Source organism: Methanococcoides seepicolus, from assembly GCF_023684405.1.
Lineage (GTDB): Archaea > Halobacteriota > Methanosarcinia > Methanosarcinales > Methanosarcinaceae > Methanococcoides > Methanococcoides seepicolus.
This window is the reverse complement of record NZ_JAGSOI010000059.1, coordinates 1-16,555: the sequence shown is the minus strand read 5'-3', so window position 1 is coordinate 16,555 and position 16,555 is coordinate 1. Positions and strand designations below refer to the sequence as shown.

Here is a 16,555-nt window from a genome sequence, read left to right as displayed (position 1 = left end):
AGCTACATTTCTACTGTTAAGAAGAATCAACTTTCTGTGATGAAAGCTATTCAAGATGCAATCGATGGAAAGCCATTTGTTCCAACGATTGTTTGATTTTAGGGTTGCAAATTAATTTTTTGTATTAGAGTTGAATACAGGATTGACGATAATTAGGCTGAATAGTTACCTTTGGTCTTAGTAAAACTTGTCTTTGCCCTAAACAGCACTTAAGCCCTTCAGGAATACGACAAACCTCACCCATCGGTGCTTCTCGAGTAAAAACAATATCTCCGGCTAGTGGTACAGCTCGTTTAATTCTCTTTTGAAAATCTTCTTCATGAGTATAACTTGGGCTACTGATATCTAGATTTCCACTTTTAATATTCTGATTACGAAGTACAATTAACCCTTTATCCGTCCATTTTGGTGTCGAATGAGGACAGTCTACAATCAATTCACACATGTCTTCTAATGTGTTGATTTCAAAATTCATAATCTGACCTTTCATTCATTCATCACTTCCCAGTGACCGCCTTTATCAGGACCAATGCGCCGAAGCATTCCAGCAGCTTGAAGCTTTTGAATATTGCGCTCTATGGAACGTGTTGTAACGCCGATAATTTCGGCAAGTTCGGCAATTGTAACTTGCTGGTTTATCCGAACCTCTTGTAATATTTTCTCCCTAGTTTTCTCCCTAGTTTTCTCCCTAGTTTTCTCCCTAGTTTTCTCCCTAGTTTTCTCCCTAGTTTTCTCCGACATTTCCTCCGACGTTTTCTCCGACGTTTTCTCCGACGTTTTTTCGGGGATGCTGTCTTTGACCAGTGGGAAAGTGATCTTGTAGAAATCTACATCGTTTGAAACCACAGGTTCGGTTTCATAATAGGACTTCCAGCCGGTGAACATTTTGTCAAAGCCTGAGCCTGCATTTTCGGAGAGTTTGATGACCCTGAAGATTCTCGTGATAATGGGGTTTCTTGGCATTGTGAAATCTTCTTTCATGATGGATTCGATGTCTTTTGGGAGGCTGCCGGGATTTAGGAACTCTATTCTGTCAAGGAAAACCCTGATCCTTGGTTTCATAGGGCTGAAATAATCGGAGTGCATCAGAAGATTTACGAGAGCTTCACGAATAGCGGTAAGTTGAGGTTGATTGTCGGTTGCGAAGCCGTCTGTTCTTAGGGTGAACGGCAGGTCGATCTTCTTCATCAGGCGTTCAAAAATGCTAAAATAGAACCGGAACAGATTCTCTTCCTCATAAAGCCTGTAATTGTATCGGGTCGGAGCATCAGAATAGGACGTACCCATAATTTCAAGATAATCTATCCTAAAATCAGTAAGCATACGGTTGATGTTGTCCTCATTGCCAAAGACCAGCAAACCTCCTATTGTGATCCTGCCATCGACCACAACCTGCAACTTCTCCAGCAATTCCTCCGTTGACAATTTGTTATACCTGTGTTCAGGGTTCACATTCTCAAGATAAGTTCTGTAATCTAAGATCGTTCTCTCATCCAGATCATCAATTGTAAACCCGGTCAGTTCCTTATCCTTCAGGCCAAACGAAGAGTCCCTGTACATCGCATCAATTTCAACATCCGTTGCCCGCTGGTCTCCGCTGCCAGTTCGTATAAACGTGTTTTTCCTTGAATTGAAATAAACAGGCTTCTGTTCAGATGCAGGAACGTAAAAAGCGAGCACGATCTTTCCATCAAAATCATACTTAGTGCTTTTCACTCTGATCTTCTGGTTGAACTTGTCCCCCCGAAGAGCCGTGGTGAAATTCTGCTCGATCCGTTCAGCATCCTCAACACCAGTGATCTCAAAAGCCTTATTCAGTTGCTTAACTCCAAAAACAAGCCAGCCACCATTTGTATTGGAAAATGCACTGACCGTTTCAAAACTGCTTTTTGGAATAGAAGACTTCGCCTCTTTCACCTCAAAATCTTCCCACTCCAGATCTTCCAGCCTGTTGAACAGTTCAGTTTTATCCATATTTAGTATTCCCATTTAAAAAATCCAGCTTCGATCAGGTATCAAATATCATAACCCAAACCTGCCAGATTCTTCCTGATCTCATTTTCCAGCTTGTCACTCTCTTCAAACTGTGTCTTCAACTTGCTCGTAAGAGAAGCCATCTTTGCGTCAAAAGGAATGCCATCATCCTCTTCTGCTTCTGCACCTACGTAGCGGCCGGGAGTTAGAACGAAATCGTGCTTTTTTATTGTGCCGAGGTCGGCTGAAAAGCAAAATCCAGGCTCGTTCTTATCTTCAGACCAGTCTTGTTGCCAAGTATGGAAGGTGTTTGCTATCTTTTGTATGTCCTCTTCTTTAAAATCACGGAGAACACGATCTTTCATATAACCGAGATTGCGGGCATCGATGAACAGAATATCACCCTTTCTGTTCCTTTTGCCATCCTTTGCAGACTTATCTTTGGTTAAGAACCAAATGCAAGCGGGGATTTGGGTGTTCGTGAACAATTGCCCGGGTAGTGCGACCATACACTCTACGATATCTTTCTCGACAAGGGTTTTTCGTATCTCACCTTCGTTATTGGTATTACTGCTCATGGAGCCGTTAGCAAGCAGAAGGGCCATGCTGCCGGTGGGGGCAAGGTGGTGTAGCATGTGCTGCATCCACGCAAAGTTAGCATTGTTCTTAGGGGGAGTGCCATATTTCCAGCGCGGGTCATCTGCCAGCTTCTCATGCCACCATTCCTTCATATTGAAAGGAGGGTTTGCCATCACAAAATCAGCACGCAGGTCGGGGTGTTGGTCGTCAAGGAAGGAATCAGCGTTCTTTTTGCCGAAATTGAAATCAATACCACGAATAGCCATATTCATGGCAGCCAGTTTCCATGTGGTCGGGTTTGATTCCTGACCATACACCGATATCTGTTTTTTCTGCTCGGAAGCATTGTAGTGCTTCACATTTGCGTGGTTCTCAATGAACTTATCACTGGAAACAAAAAACCCGCCACTACCCATGGCAGGATCATAAACACGACCTTTGTAAGGCTCCAGCATCTCAACGATCAGAGTAACAATGGCTTTTGGAGTATAGTACTGGCCACCCTGTTTACCCTCAGCAAGTGCGAACTGACCCAAAAAATACTCATACACATGACCCAGAATATCCTTTGACTTAAGGTTCAGCTTCTCATCATTGAACTCAGGATAATGGAAACGGGTATTACTAAAATTATTAATAAGCCCGATAAGCTTCTCGGAATCGAGCTGATACTGGCCGATCCTGTTAAGGATGCCTTTGAGCTTAGGATTAGCCTTCTCGATCTCATCTAAAGCATTATCTATCAGCCATGAGACCGACTTTAGCTTAACATCTTCGCCTTGTTCATTTTGCCAGATAACAGTATTTAATGGACGGACACTTTTTTCCTTAAGAATGTCCCAGCGTGCGATCTTTGGCACCCAGAAAACATTCTTCTCAGCATAATAATCCCTTATCTCCAGCTCCTCAGCAATAGCATGCTGATATTCCTCTTCATTTGAATAATCCTCACGAGGCAGATAATAGATATTCTCATCGTCATCCTTTTTGAACAACTCAATGAGTTCGTTCTGACGCTCTTCAAAAGCATCAGACACATACTTAAGGAAGATCAAGCCCAAAACCACATGCTTGTAGTTAGCCGCATCCATGTTTGAACGAAGTTTATCTGCTGCTTTCCAGAGCTTTGTCTCAAACTCTTTAAAAAATTGCTGTTCAATATCAGTCATAATTAATGCCTTCTATTAATGAAATAATAAATGATGGAATATTAAAACCAAACCTTTTCAACTACTTATTAAAAATAATACTATTTAGGACTATTGATTTTGATTTGAAAATCGAAAAAACAGATGATGTGAGATATATATCTCACATATCATCAGGATACAAAGCCCTATCCATTGCCCTCAAACTATTCCGTGCCTGTTTGATCTTAACATCATCGGGCTTCAACCTCAAGGCCTCATTATAACATTCAATGGCACCTGCACGGTTATCGAGCATGCGTAAGCAATCCCCTTTACACTTCCACACCTTGACATTGTCCCTGTAACCGATGTTGAGCAACCGGTTAAAGCACTCTAATGCCAGAGGATACATCTTCATCTGAAGATAGGTGATGCCTTTATTGAACAGCGCAGTGACATTGTCCGGCTCCAGCTGTAAAGCCTTATCAAAGCAATAACATGCCTTCTTATGGTCCTTTTCATCCCTACCGGCAGCAATTCCCATTTTCACCCACTCACCAGCACTTCCTGAGCCCTGCTTCTTGAGCTTCCTCTTTGCCCTGTTCAAGGCCTCAGCAGGACTATCACCGGCTTTGACCGATCTGGAAATTCCACGACCCTGGACAGCACTGCTCCTCTGCTTTGCAACCTCGGACAGATGTGTCCTCTGAGGGATATACGCAGGCTTGCCAAGCATCTTCCTGAGGATCATAATCGCAGCATCCTTGTCCAATGGCTCATTATTATTGCCGCATTTAGGGGACTGGATACACGAAGGACAGCCACCCTTGCACGGACAGCCCTCTATGGCCTTTAATGTGACCTCAAGCATTTCATCGATCTTTGCATAACCGGCTTCAGCATAACCCACACCACCGGCATGACCATCATAGATGAAAATGCCGCTTCTATTGCCGATATCCCCATGTTCGGGCGTTGAAACCCCGCCTACATCGTTGCGGTCAGCAAGCAAATGCAATGGATACATAGCGATCAGAGCATGCTCGATGGCATGGATCCCGCCATTGAAATCCCTGTCGTGTTCCTCCACAAGACCAACAAGCCCATCAGGCAGCTCAAGCCAGAGAGCTTCGGTCTCAAGGCTGAACTCCGGCATATCAAGGTCGAACCTCCCAAGTTCATTTTCAGAACGAAGCTGAAGCTTCCTGTATCCCGTTACCTGCTGGATGACCTCCACATAGCCGAAACCAACACTTACACCATCAAAAGTGGAAAGGGGCTTGCTATCTATAACGTCACGAACAGCAATATCAGAGGTTACCTGAGCCCTTGTATAATACGCATCCCTCGCTTTCTCGACCTGAATTATACGCTTCTCATGGTCCAGTTTCGTCACACAATACGGAGTACCCTTATTGATGTAGATCGCACCTTTAAAGCCTTCCCGATAAGCACGCAGCCTGTCGATATCCTTCTCAAGGGGCTTGCGGGAACCTTTCTCAAAAATAGTATAACCATTGCTGTCAGTGCCTCTGATATGGACACGCATATGCGTCCCGCCATCCAGGGAACGCTTCTCAAAACCGCCTTCAAGTAAACCTTCTTCCTCAAGGGCAGCGACTATTCGTTTGAACTCCTCACCGAAATAACGCTCATCCTCATCCCTTAAAGGCAGCTCCTTTGCTGCACAGAGCAAATGGTCGGCCTGAATGTTCCTATTCGAGACATTGATGACAGCCCGCTCGCACTCCTTAACGAAGAAATCTCCCGGATTCCTCATATAATACTGATCAAGGGCATTAGAATCCGCGACCAGAACAACAATGCTCTCACTGCTGCCCCTACCCGCACGGCCTGCCTGCTGTCTCGCACTCATCAAAGTGCCCGGGAATCCATCGATAATACAAGCGTCCAAGCCCCCTATATTAATACCAAGTTCAAGGGCCGTGGTAGAAATGACACCTGCGATCTCGCCTCTTGACAATCCCTTCTCTATGGCCTCACGCTCATCCCCATAATAACCGCCTCTGTAAGAGCTTATGGTCTTTCGAACACCCCTGCCTTCGAGTTGGTTCCTTGCCTCCACGAACATCTTTTCAACCTTCTGCCTCGCCCTTGTAAAAACAATGGTCTGAAGATCGTTCTGGACAAAGGTCGTAAATATATTGACAGTGTCACCAAAGCTCGCTTTTCGAACAGTGAAATTCTTTGATCGGGAATAAAGAGGCGGGTTCCAGAACATGAACTTTTGAGCACCCCTGCCGGAACCGTCATTATCTATCAAAGTAACATCCTTGCCTATCAAAGCCGAAGTATGTTCCATTGGATTTCCAATGGTCGCAGTACAGCAGATATACTGCGGACTTGAACCATAATGATCACAAATACGGTTGAGCCTCCTCAAGAGGTTGGCCATATTGATACCCGTAACACCGCTATACGTGTGGCTCTCATCAAGAACTATATATTTGAGGTTTGAGAGGAACTTCTTCCACTGTTGCTTCCACTGCAAAAAGCTCAGATGCACCATTTCAGGATTTGTAAAAAGAATACGTGGATTACCATACTTCACTGCGGATTTCTCCTCAGGGGGCATTGTTCCGATGAACTTGTTAATATTGAGGTCAAGCCCCATGCTATCCCTGAACTTCTCAAAGCTCTCAAGCTGGTCGTTCACAAGAGCGTTCAGAGGTGAAATATAAAGGGCAGTGGCATTAGGATCATCCATCAATGTCTCAAAGATGGGGAGCATGTAACACAATGATTTCCCGCTGGCAGTACTGGTAGAAAGCACGACATCCTTACCGTCCAGCACCTCCTTAACAGCATCAGCCTGATGAGTATAAAGTTCTTTGATCCCCTTCTCAGCAAGAGCATATCGTATCAAAGGTTTAAGCTCGACCGAACCGAATTCCGCATCCCGTGGCAAAATATTCTCTACGTGAACTATCTGACCTTCATAGCCACGTGAAGAACTGATAGTCTTGATAATTCCTGACATATCCATTGATGAAAACCATCCGTAAGAACACTTGATGGTACTTAAAATCTCAGGACAGGGGTTCTGTAGAAATCCTCGATATTCGGACACTAATTCAATTTGAAAAAATTATGGAATGTGTTATGTGATGTTGGAATATAATTCCAATTCCAGCTTATAGATGTTGATTTTGGTAGGTTTTCTACAGAGTCAATTTTAGAAACATTTGTGTAATTATCTTAATAGTATCTGCCCTTTCGTAACAATTCATGATAGATTAATCAGACAATCTTAACAAATGGTGGCAATTCTAGAAGTAAGACAAACGTACATGAAATGTCAGGTATAAGCAGTTACACTTCACAAGCGTACATAATTTGACATTCTTGAATGAAATGTAAAACTTAAGGTGATTCGATGAATGTTTTATTAATCGATGTTGATAATAAGATTCCGAATCTTGCATTAATGAAGATCTCCGCTTATCATAAGAGCATAGGTGATAATGTCGGGTTCTTTGTCAGCAATCCCGATATTGTGTATGCTTCTGTTGTATTCAAGCAGAATAAGCATCATGTTGATGGATTGAAGTTATTTTATCCTTATGTAGATATCCGTATTGGTGAATCAGGTTATGATCTTAAGAGTAGGTTGCCAGGCACGATTGAGCAAATGAGACCGGACTATTCGTTGTATCCTGATTGTGATTATTCAATGGGATTTCGTACAGGGGGATGCTTCCGTAATTGTCACTTTTGCATAGTTCCTGAGAAATAGGGAAAGTTGCATCGAGCACTGCATCCGCAAGACTGGCATAATCCAGACTTCGATAAGATCATGTTTCTGACAATAACATCCTTGCAGATCGTGAATGGTTCTTTGAAGTTACTGACTGGTGTATTAAGCAGGATCTTAATGTCTGGTTTACCCAAGGCTTAGATATCCGGCTCTTATATCAGGAAATTGCAGAGCAATTTTAGCGTACAAAAAGGGAAATTTATTCGTAAAAATCTTTTTTCAATAGAACCTGCTCACGAATCCCAAAAACAGAGAGAAATCTTTTTAAATGTTAAGTTATATAAGAATTTATGATGTGGGGTAGTTGATAGACCAAGAGAAGATTCACAATTAATGTTTTAGTGAAGGAGTTGTAGAAATCTCTGAAATAACGAATCTCCATTAATTGAACTGAATGATCTGATTTGTACTTATTTATTTTCAGCTACTTGCAGCTCATTTCGGTAGATTTACTACAAAGTAAAAAATAAGAATCATTTATATCAGGTAAGGCATATGACAGAGCAAAATGATATAAGAAAATTTATTTTAGTGGGAAAAATAGATGAAGCTACTAAAGATGCAAAACCCAAAGATATTTTAATTGTTCTATAGGAAATTCTAGAATCGGATTCTAAAAATATAGATGCCCATATATATTGTGGGAGGACGTTTGTTAAACTTAAAAGATATTCTGATGCTGAATTTGTATTTTCTCAGGCGTTATTGAATACCGAAAATAATCAAAAAAAATCGGAAATACTTACTTGGCTAGCCGGTATGCTAGTAAAAATAGAGCGTTTTGAAGATGCTCAGTCCAACTACAAAAAAGCAATTAAAAAAAATCCCGAAAATATGCAAGCACATGAAAAGCGAGGAGATTTATTTGCCAAATTTTGTAGATATAAAGAGGCTGAGCAGGAATACTGCAAGGTACTGGAAATTGATCCTAAATTAAGTAAAGTACAATTCAAGTTGGGAGATATCTTATACGAATTAAAAAACTATGAAAAGGCTAAAGAAGTATATGAAAATGCAATTACTTATTCAAAAATTAACTCTAAAAAGAAGAAACAGAAACTTTCGAATATGTATGACCACCTTGGGAAAGCTCTACTCAAATTGAAGAGATACAGAGAAGCTGAGATAAATTTTGACAAAGCTATTGAGTATAATAAAAATCATGCGGGTGCATATAACAACCTTGGAGTATTATTTATAGAACAAGGTGATGAAGAAAAGGACGAAGCTCGGAAGAAGGAACGTTATGAAGGTGCACTTAAAAGATTTAATCAGTCTTTGGTGATAGTCCCAAATTATGCGAGGACATACAACAATAGCGGCATAGTTTTGAGGAAATTAAAAAGAATTTCTGAATCTAAGGAATAGTTCGAACGAGCGATTAGTGAAAATCCAAATTTTGTTGATTCTTACACAAATCTCGGAGTTCTATATGCAGAAGACCTCAAAGACTACGATAAAGCAATAGAGAAATTCGAGGAAACTATAATACTAGATCCAAGTAACCATAAAGCCTATTCTAATCTTATATTAGCAAAATTAAAGATAGTAAAAAGTGAGAACGTTGATTGGTGGCAAACAAGCGCAATAAAAAAAGTTACAATGTGTATCCTTATTTTTCTTCTATTATCTTTGATTTTAATGGCTTTATATTCTATCATATTGTCTACTTTTTATAATGAATCTCAAAGTATAATCGAAACAAATACAATTACAGAATCATTAAGTAATATTACAACAACCACGACAAGAAATAGCATTACTATTTTTAGCCAAATAATGATTTTGATAGGCACAGTAGTTCTTTTACTTTGCTCCCCCTATATCACAAAATTAAAGCTAACTTCTTCTGGAGTTGAGTTTGAAATGGAAAATCCCAGGGAAGATGTAGAAGATTATGATGGGGCTACGAAATAATTTGATTTTTATGTGGTAACATATTCCAGTCATGCAGCATGCGCTATTGAAATTAATAGAACTTGTTATGTAATGGACCAAAGTCTTCCATTAATAAATTGATGTGTAAAGCTCTGATAATAATAAGAAAAGTGCGAAGGGTATGATTTGAACCCACAAATCCCATCAAGTCTTAATCTTAATCTTCCTAATGCGGAAATGTCAGATATAAGGAACGACAGCAAGGGGGTTCTTTTTATGTCCCTGACCTCTATTTAAGTCATTATCTCAATAGTATCTGACCTTTCGCAGTTCTGGAAGTAACAAAATACACATTTTGTTGCTTTTTTCCTGTTTTTTGGCTCATTTTCCTAGTATATCAAGGTCATAAAAATAGAAAAAGAAACAATTTAAATCTTATGTTGCGTTTCATTTCTATTTATCATTGAGCTCATTTCGAAAATCTAAACACTACCCCATACAATCTATTGTAGGAGAATACTATGAAATTTGAAGAGTTTTTTATGTGATGGAAATGAGTAAATAAGGGGTTTTGAAATAGATTCTTTCATTTGCACGGAGATACAAATAAATGAAAAATACCATCAAGAAGTAGATTTTTGTTATTTCGAAAGAGGGGGTATATACATATTTTGTGCAAATGAAACACAGATTTGTTTCTGGAAACAAAAACGAAGAAAAATACTTTATTATGGTTATATTATAAACATTTCAATATTTGGCTCTGTAGAAATCCTCGATATTCGGACACTAATCCAATTTGAAAAGATTATGGAATGTGTTACATGATGTTGGAATATAATTCCAATTCCAGCTCATAGATTTTGATTTTGGTAGGTTTTCTACAGAGCCAGTAAAGGAAGATCTTAAAAGCTCATTTTCTGTAATGTGGTGTAAGCTTCTTTTCTATCCTGGTAAATATAATATCAAATGCTATCGCTATAAGAATAGCCGGAATAGCACCTGCGAGGATCTTCTCATTATTGAATGCAACAAGTCCCTGGAATATTAGCTCGCCAAGGCCACCACTTCCTATATACGCTGTGAGAATAGCAATGCTGTTGATGAGTATGAAAGCGAACTTAATACCTGCAAAAATAGCGGGATAAGCATTTGGCAGGCGAACATATCGAAGTATCTGCCATTCGTTCAGCCCGATACCATCCGCATAATCAAGCATTGACGGATCGACTGTTGAAAGCCCAATATAAGTGTTCTTGATTATAGGAAGCAACGCACGAAGTAATATCGCTACCACAGCAGGATAGAAGCCAATTCCCATAAGAGGGACAACGATAGCAACAACTGCGAAGCTTGGGACCGCCTGTGCAAGATTTGCAAACTTGGTCACCACATAACCAAAGCGCTTGTTGTAGAGTGAACCAAATGCAAGAGGCATAGATATGCAAATGCTTATGATTAGTGTCATAAGCACCAATACTAGGTGGTCAGCAGTATGGCTGAGTATCGTCTCAAGAGTTACCATATACCATACCTCCTCTGAAGGCGTTTCTCAACAATTCCGGCAAGCCCGTCAAAGATAACAGCGAGCAAACCCGTCCAGAGACCGGCTACCAGGATCGTGTTTATCTTATAGAGCTGTATTCCGGCAATAAGGGCTGCACCCAGTCCACCTGCAGCAATCAGGCCGCCAAGTGTTACAACACCCATGGTAAAAACAAGAGCTATACGCAAACCTCCGACGATCATAGGTAAAGAAAGAGGTATCCTGACCTTGAACAAAATATCCTTTTCGGATAGTCCCATTGCACGTGCAATATCAACATATTTAAGATCCACTTCTTTAAGGCCTGTATAGGTATTTCGTGTAATAGGTAAAAGGGAATAAAGTACTGATGCTACAATGGTAGGTCCGCTTCCAAGACCGAATATAGGCAATAGAAGTACCAATAAGGGAATATCGGGTATGGTCTCGACAAGATTTAAAAGATTGAGCGTAGGATGTGCTATCTTTGGTCTGGAGTAAAGGAACAATCCAAGAAAAATGCCGATGATGGAAGCCAGAACTATGGCAATGCTGAACATAGTCAGATGCTCGATCGTACGCAATGTCAATGAGTTCGTTTCCCAGACTTCAACAAGATCAGACAATAACAGAGAATCAACCCCTTTATGCTCCTTATCCAATTACCTGACTGAAAGCATCATTTGGAAACAGGAACCCGCTTAGTTTTCCATCGGTCATGACAAAGGCCATAGAATGTCCATCCTTTTGCATTATTTTCAGTGAGGATGAAAGCAGTTTATTTCTGGAAAATGAAGGGATTTTAACAACATGATCTATAATTTTGCTTTCTTTATCATCCATACGCAGTAGATCTATAAGCTTTACAATACCGAGAGGAAACGAACCATTAGAAACGACAGCGATCTCTATGTTCTTCCCTATCATGGAACTGATAGCACTCTCAATATCAAGGGATCCATCGTGGACATACATGCACTCAAGAGGAGATATAAGGTCCTTTATTTTCAATGTATCAAGGTGCTTGAACTTCTTACTAGTATCCACAATGCTTGCCACCATCTCGTTTGCGGGATGGAATATCAATTCTTCTGCTGTGCCTATCTGAACAAGTTTAGCATCATCCATTATCGCGATCCTGTCACCGAGCTTGAAAGCCTCTTCGATATCATGTGTCACGAATATTATGGTCTTACCCAGTTTTTCCCTGATCTGGTAGAACTCTTCCTGAAGTTGTTTTCTTAAGATCGGGTCAAGTGCACCGAAGGGTTCGTCCATGAGCAAAAGAGGAGGGTCCATCACAAGTGCCCTTGCAAGTCCAACTCTCTGCTGTTGTCCACCGCTTAGTTGATGAGGATACCTATCCATGAACATATCAGACGGAAGGGAAACAAAATCAAGGAGGTATTCTACCCTGTCTTTGATCTTTTTCTCATTCCAGCCTTCCAGTTTGGCCACGAGACCGATGTTCTCGGCAATGGTCATGTGAGGGAAAAGACCGATGCTCTGTATGACATAACCTATGTTCCTGCGAAGAGCGACCGGTTCAAGTTCCATGATATTCTGGTCATTGATGAGAATGGTCCCTGAATCGGGTTCTATTAAACGATTGATCATACGGAGTGTTGTGGTCTTCCCGGACCCACTTGGGCCTATGAAAATGACCAGCTCCCCACCTTCAATATCAATAGAAACATCATTGATAGCAAACCTGTCATCATATTTCTTCGTCACACCGCGAAGCTGTATCGAATCGATCCTGTCGAATAACCTTTTGGATGCCATAATAGATCTCACATTAAAAAGCTGTTTTTCAGCGATTAAAAAATAAAGATGAACGTAAACTAAATGGATCGAAGGGGATTATCCCTCGATCAATCCATTCTCTATTAAAAAGTCCCTGGCAATGTCCTCAGCTTCACGCTTTTCGACATCGAACTGATAATTAAGACCTCTCATGGTCTCTGTATCGATCTGACCATCGAGCTTCTCAAGAGCCGCAACAGCATCAGGATTTGCTTCTGCAAATTCAGCAGACATTACAACGATCGCATCGTATGGAGGTAATGCGTTCATGTCGTCTTCCAGGATCTTAAGATCGAATATCTCGTTCCTTGTATCTGTAGTATAAGCTGAGATGACAGCAACCTCATCGAGCTTGATCGCCTCATACATGAGTGTAGCAACTGTTGGCTTTACCTCTTTGAACTTAAATCCATAAATATTGTTGATACTTAAAAGACCATCTTCACGAAGTGGAAATTCAGGATCAGTACCGATTATCAGATCAGGTGCATGGGTTTCAAGATCACTTATAGTAACAACATTGTTCTCTTCTGCCCACTGCTTTTTTACTGCAAGTGCATAGGCATTTTCAAAACCAAGATCGCTTATGACCAGTACTCCATCTTCATTCAGACCTTCTTCGGCTTTCTGATAAACAACTTCAGAATCCCATACTTCGAGTGGAGATTGATTCAGTATCTGGCTGTATGCAGTACCAGTATATTCAACATATACATCCACACTGCCCTGTTTCAGACCCTCATAGTTTACGAAAGTGCCTCCAAGGCCTTCATGCACATCTACCTCATATCCTGCCTCTTCAAGCATGATACCTGCCATATGTGCCAGAATGTATGATTCCTGGAACAATTTTGAACCTATGTCCACTTTTCCTTTCTCCACTTCTGTATCATCAGAAGCAGGTTCTGTACATCCACTAAGGATAACAGCTAAAGCAACAAACGTTGCAAGTAGAATTTTCCAATTCATTTTTAACCCCATCACAAAGTGAACTTTAGAATATTTATACATTTGGTTGCCAGCATTTTTTTCACTATGCATCAACCAAAAATGAATCAATTGCTTAGAAATTATAAAAATAGTTAAATTCGTTTTATCGGTAACTTCAAAGAATTAAAAAAAGAAAGAACGACTCGTGTAAGAGCCAAAAGCTAAATAAAAAGGAACAGGATGCTTATTAAACAGCATCCTTTCCGATCTGTGCAATAGTATCATCAATGTCTTTTGCCAGCTCTTCAGGAAGACCTGTAATACCAACATCGAGGAAACCACGTACGATCATTCCCACTGCATCTTCTTCTGAAAGACCGCGTGCCATCAGGTATTCGACCTGTTCTCTGGCGATCCTTCCAACAGCGGCTTCGTGAGTAAGTTCTACATCTGCCACATTTGCTTCAAGGACCGGAATGGCAAGCTGTGTACCTCCATCCTTAAGGACAAGACCATGACATTCAAGGTGACCCTTACAATGCGGTTCATTTGCCACCATTTCGCCTCTGGCAATGACCTTACCACCTGTTGTGATGGTCCTTGAGATCAGTTCGGCCTTTGTGTTCGGTGCATTGAACAGAACCCTGCTGCCAAGGTCAAGCTCTGATCCAGGATGAGCAACTGCTATTGTGTGGAACCTTGCAAAAGCCCCTTCTCCATCAAGTATCGCAGTCGGATAGGACTGAATGGACCTTACGGGTTTTAACAGGATATAATTATTAACGAACGATGCTCCTTCTTCCAGATGGATAACTGTCCTTGGTCTGACACCAACATCATCCGCCCAGTTGTGTATCATAGTAAAGTTCAGAACACCGCCCTTCTTGACATATATTTCAGAGATACCAAGATGCATTGCTCTTTCAACACCTTTTTTGGTAGTACAACCTGTAATGACATCGAGCTTTGCATCCTCTTCCACGATAAGGATGTTATGAACGGTCTGTGCAACGTCCTTATGCCCCATCACAAGACATGTCTGTACAGGCATGGAGCTTTTTTGTCCGGCAGGTGCACGGATAAAATAACCGTTAGCATCTTCAAGATAGCTCTTTGCGGTGTACTTGTCAGCATCCACTGAAACAAGTTTCCAGGAATAATCCTTGAGCCAATCATGCTTTTCCATGGCTTCATGAAGTGACATCAACTCAATGTTGGGATCCTTAAGTGAAGAGTGGGAAACTGCGTTATCAAGCATCAGGAAACTGCCTGAGCGTTCCTTATCATCAGTCAACACACCAACGTTCAGAAGTGTTTGCTTGAAATCATCATCAAGGTCCTCAAGATCCTCTGTTTGCGGCACTTCCTTTGCAGCAACCTCGAATTCGTTAAGGTCGAAATCCTCTCCATACATTGCAGATTTTTCAATGGCCTTCTCAGCCTTTTCCTTTAGAGAGTTGCCTGTTTGCATTTTATACACTCCTGATATCCATGTGCTTTTATTTCCTTAAGCATTTCACGCGGGTTGCCCCTGCACATGACAACACCATTACAGAGTATGTATCCCACGTCCGGTTCAACGTAATCGAGAACCTGACCTGTATGTGTTATAATAAGTGCAGAATTTCCTCTCTTGTAATGGTCCACGGAACATTTCGATCTGCTTGAGAGCAACTCATCGATGGTCGTACCGATCTCTTCTATGCTCACAAGATCTACACCTGATTCCGGTTCATCGAGCAAGTAAAGGCATGGGTTCTGTGCGGAAAGCTGCAACAGTTCAGACCTTTTAATCTCACCACCGGAAAAACCGACATTCACATCCCGGTCCATGAAGCGTTCCATATCCAGCTTCTTAGAAGCAGCATCTGTATCGAAGCTATGGTCATTACTTATTACCTTGACCAGATCCTTAAGTTTGACACCGGTAAGGTTGGGTGGCCTCTGTGTCATGATCCCAAGACCACGCTCAGCCCTTTCATTCACTGAAAGATGGGTGATATCCACTCCCTTGAACAATATCTGCCCACTCACAATATCATAACCACTAAATCCCATAAGCGTCATGAGAAGAGCAGATTTGCCAGCACCATTTGGACCAAAAAGGACAGTCGTGCTGCCCTGTTCCACTTTGAGATTGACCTTGTTAAGGATTTTCCTTCCGCCAATCTCTACTGTAAGATCTTTTATCTCGAGCATATTTCCTCCGATCGTTTTGAAGATATCTCTTTTTTATATTGAAGTACAAGAATTCCAGACTTCGTAGACCGTTAACAGATAATAAATGTAGACCGTATTGCAAATCAGAATACAGGTCTAATACTTACGTCTATCGATATTAATTACAGTTTAGAGAGAATTCTGATAAACCTCTCCAACAGAAGTAAAATTTATAACCCATTGTGATAATTTTATATTATGTCCTTAACGAACTTTGCCCTTAAAGAAGAGTACAAACGTCTTGAAAATCTCGGTGACAAGCTCTCTGAAATCGAATCTCTCATAGATTGGAAACCATTTCGTCCGATTATAGCAGAAATGTACAACAACAAAACAGAGTTGGGTGGCAGACCGAACCTTGATGAAATCGTCATGCTCAAGATGTTAGTATTACAACAATGGCATGGCTTATCTGACCCTGAACTTGAAAGACAGGCAACTGATAGAATTTCCTTTAGGAAATTCTTAGGCTTTCCTGCAAAGGTTCCTGATAGCACTACTGTATGGGGTTTTCGGGAACGGATTTCTCAAACAGGAAAAGAGGATGAAATATGGAATGAATTGCAAAGGCAACTAGATAATAAAGGGTTGGAAATCAAGAAAAGTATGATTCAGGATGCAACATTCATACATGCTGATTCAGGACATGCAAATCTTGACACTCCTCGTGGAAATGATGCAAAGACCAGAAGATGTAAAGATGGTACATGGACAAAAAAGGCATCCAAATCACAT

Annotated in this window: 15 protein-coding genes and 1 pseudogene; 6 read left to right on the top strand and 10 right to left on the bottom strand. The window is 41.0% G+C overall.

What is annotated here, in order from left to right; genetic code table 11:
• Positions 1–124: 124 nt before the first annotated feature.
• The 4 genes from KDK67_RS11610 to KDK67_RS11595 form a co-directional block, all read right to left on the bottom strand.
• Positions 125–490 carry a restriction endonuclease subunit S domain-containing protein gene (locus KDK67_RS11610; protein ID WP_250868956.1) on the bottom strand — a complete coding sequence of 122 codons (366 nt, stop codon included), beginning with the start codon at positions 488–490 and terminating at the stop codon, positions 125–127.
• Positions 487–1,974, bottom strand: a complete 1,488-nt coding sequence (locus KDK67_RS11605; protein WP_250868955.1) for an RNA-binding domain-containing protein — start codon at positions 1,972–1,974, stop codon at positions 487–489. The genes KDK67_RS11610 and KDK67_RS11605 overlap by 4 nt, the downstream gene beginning before the upstream one ends.
• Before the next feature lie 41 nt (positions 1,975–2,015).
• The gene (locus KDK67_RS11600) at positions 2,016–3,722 is read right to left on the bottom strand and encodes a class I SAM-dependent DNA methyltransferase (RefSeq protein WP_250868954.1); all 1,707 of its coding nucleotides are present in this window, start codon (positions 3,720–3,722) and stop codon (positions 2,016–2,018) included.
• A gap of 142 nt (positions 3,723–3,864) precedes the next feature.
• The gene (locus tag KDK67_RS11595; protein ID WP_250868953.1) at positions 3,865–6,690 is read right to left on the bottom strand and encodes a DEAD/DEAH box helicase; all 2,826 of its coding nucleotides are present in this window, start codon (positions 6,688–6,690) and stop codon (positions 3,865–3,867) included.
• 390 nt (positions 6,691–7,080) lie between these two features.
• On the opposite strand from KDK67_RS11595, the gene KDK67_RS11590 reads away from it, so the two are divergent.
• From KDK67_RS11590 to KDK67_RS14590, 5 genes and pseudogenes are all read left to right on the top strand, one after another.
• Positions 7,081–7,440 carry a hypothetical protein gene (locus KDK67_RS11590; RefSeq protein WP_250868952.1) on the top strand — a complete coding sequence of 120 codons (360 nt, stop codon included), beginning with the start codon at positions 7,081–7,083 and terminating at the stop codon, positions 7,438–7,440.
• A 726-nt stretch (positions 7,441–8,166) separates the two neighbouring features.
• Positions 8,167–8,829, top strand: a complete 663-nt coding sequence (locus tag KDK67_RS11585) for a tetratricopeptide repeat protein (RefSeq protein ID WP_250868951.1) — start codon at positions 8,167–8,169, stop codon at positions 8,827–8,829.
• 12 nt (positions 8,830–8,841) lie between these two features.
• Positions 8,842–8,919, top strand: a pseudogene (locus tag KDK67_RS14595) (hypothetical protein); the annotation flags it as partial.
• 183 nt (positions 8,920–9,102) lie between these two features.
• Positions 9,103–9,378 (top strand): hypothetical protein, encoded by a 276-nt coding sequence (locus tag KDK67_RS11580; RefSeq protein WP_250868950.1) that lies wholly within the window; start codon positions 9,103–9,105, stop codon positions 9,376–9,378.
• 12 nt (positions 9,379–9,390) lie between these two features.
• A complete protein-coding gene (locus KDK67_RS14590) occupies positions 9,391–9,480 on the top strand; it encodes a transglutaminase-like domain-containing protein (protein ID WP_420846947.1) in 90 nt (29 codons plus the stop codon).
• Positions 9,481–10,252: 772 nt separating this feature from the next.
• Here the strand turns inward: KDK67_RS14590 and KDK67_RS11575 are convergent.
• The 6 genes from KDK67_RS11575 to KDK67_RS11550 form a co-directional block, all read right to left on the bottom strand.
• On the bottom strand, positions 10,253–10,864 hold the full coding sequence (locus KDK67_RS11575; protein WP_250868949.1) for an ABC transporter permease: 612 nt from the start codon (positions 10,862–10,864) through the stop codon (positions 10,253–10,255).
• Entirely contained in the window at positions 10,858–11,490 is a 633-nt protein-coding gene (locus KDK67_RS11570) for an ABC transporter permease (RefSeq protein WP_250868948.1), read from the bottom strand. Before KDK67_RS11570 ends, KDK67_RS11575 begins: the two co-directional genes overlap by 7 nt.
• A gap of 28 nt (positions 11,491–11,518) precedes the next feature.
• Positions 11,519–12,649, bottom strand: coding sequence for an ABC transporter ATP-binding protein (locus KDK67_RS11565; RefSeq protein WP_250868947.1), 1,131 nt, complete (start codon positions 12,647–12,649; stop codon positions 11,519–11,521).
• Between the two features lie 78 nt (positions 12,650–12,727).
• The gene (locus tag KDK67_RS11560; protein WP_250868946.1) at positions 12,728–13,639 is read right to left on the bottom strand and encodes a glycine betaine ABC transporter substrate-binding protein; all 912 of its coding nucleotides are present in this window, start codon (positions 13,637–13,639) and stop codon (positions 12,728–12,730) included.
• 208 nt (positions 13,640–13,847) lie between these two features.
• Positions 13,848–15,071 (bottom strand): SufB/SufD family protein, encoded by a 1,224-nt coding sequence (locus KDK67_RS11555; RefSeq protein ID WP_250868945.1) that lies wholly within the window; start codon positions 15,069–15,071, stop codon positions 13,848–13,850.
• Complete coding sequence (locus tag KDK67_RS11550) at positions 15,050–15,799, bottom strand: ABC transporter ATP-binding protein (RefSeq protein WP_250868944.1); 750 nt, start codon at positions 15,797–15,799, stop codon at positions 15,050–15,052. The genes KDK67_RS11555 and KDK67_RS11550 overlap by 22 nt, the downstream gene beginning before the upstream one ends.
• Positions 15,800–16,018: 219 nt before the next feature.
• On the opposite strand from KDK67_RS11550, the gene KDK67_RS11545 reads away from it, so the two are divergent.
• A partial coding sequence (locus tag KDK67_RS11545) for a transposase (RefSeq protein ID WP_250868943.1) occupies positions 16,019–16,555 on the top strand: 537 nt, incomplete at its 3' end.

What these genes read in the sequence shown, in the direction of transcription:
- KDK67_RS11610 (WP_250868956.1), bottom strand. Translation starts at nt 490, where the DNA reads ATGAAAGGTCAGATTATGAATTTTGAAATCAACACATTAGAAGACATG.
- KDK67_RS11605 (WP_250868955.1), bottom strand. Translation starts at nt 1,974, where the DNA reads ATGGATAAAACTGAACTGTTCAACAGGCTGGAAGATCTGGAGTGGGAA.
- KDK67_RS11600 (WP_250868954.1), bottom strand. Translation starts at nt 3,722, where the DNA reads ATGACTGATATTGAACAGCAATTTTTTAAAGAGTTTGAGACAAAGCTC.
- KDK67_RS11595 (WP_250868953.1), bottom strand. Translation starts at nt 6,690, where the DNA reads ATGGATATGTCAGGAATTATCAAGACTATCAGTTCTTCACGTGGCTAT.
- KDK67_RS11590 (WP_250868952.1), top strand. Translation starts at nt 7,081, where the DNA reads ATGAATGTTTTATTAATCGATGTTGATAATAAGATTCCGAATCTTGCA.
- KDK67_RS11580 (WP_250868950.1), top strand. Translation starts at nt 9,103, where the DNA reads ATGGCTTTATATTCTATCATATTGTCTACTTTTTATAATGAATCTCAA.
- KDK67_RS11575 (WP_250868949.1), bottom strand. Translation starts at nt 10,864, where the DNA reads ATGGTAACTCTTGAGACGATACTCAGCCATACTGCTGACCACCTAGTA.
- KDK67_RS11565 (WP_250868947.1), bottom strand. Translation starts at nt 12,649, where the DNA reads ATGGCATCCAAAAGGTTATTCGACAGGATCGATTCGATACAGCTTCGC.
- KDK67_RS11560 (WP_250868946.1), bottom strand. Translation starts at nt 13,639, where the DNA reads ATGAATTGGAAAATTCTACTTGCAACGTTTGTTGCTTTAGCTGTTATC.
- KDK67_RS11555 (WP_250868945.1), bottom strand. Translation starts at nt 15,071, where the DNA reads ATGCAAACAGGCAACTCTCTAAAGGAAAAGGCTGAGAAGGCCATTGAA.
- KDK67_RS11550 (WP_250868944.1), bottom strand. Translation starts at nt 15,799, where the DNA reads ATGCTCGAGATAAAAGATCTTACAGTAGAGATTGGCGGAAGGAAAATC.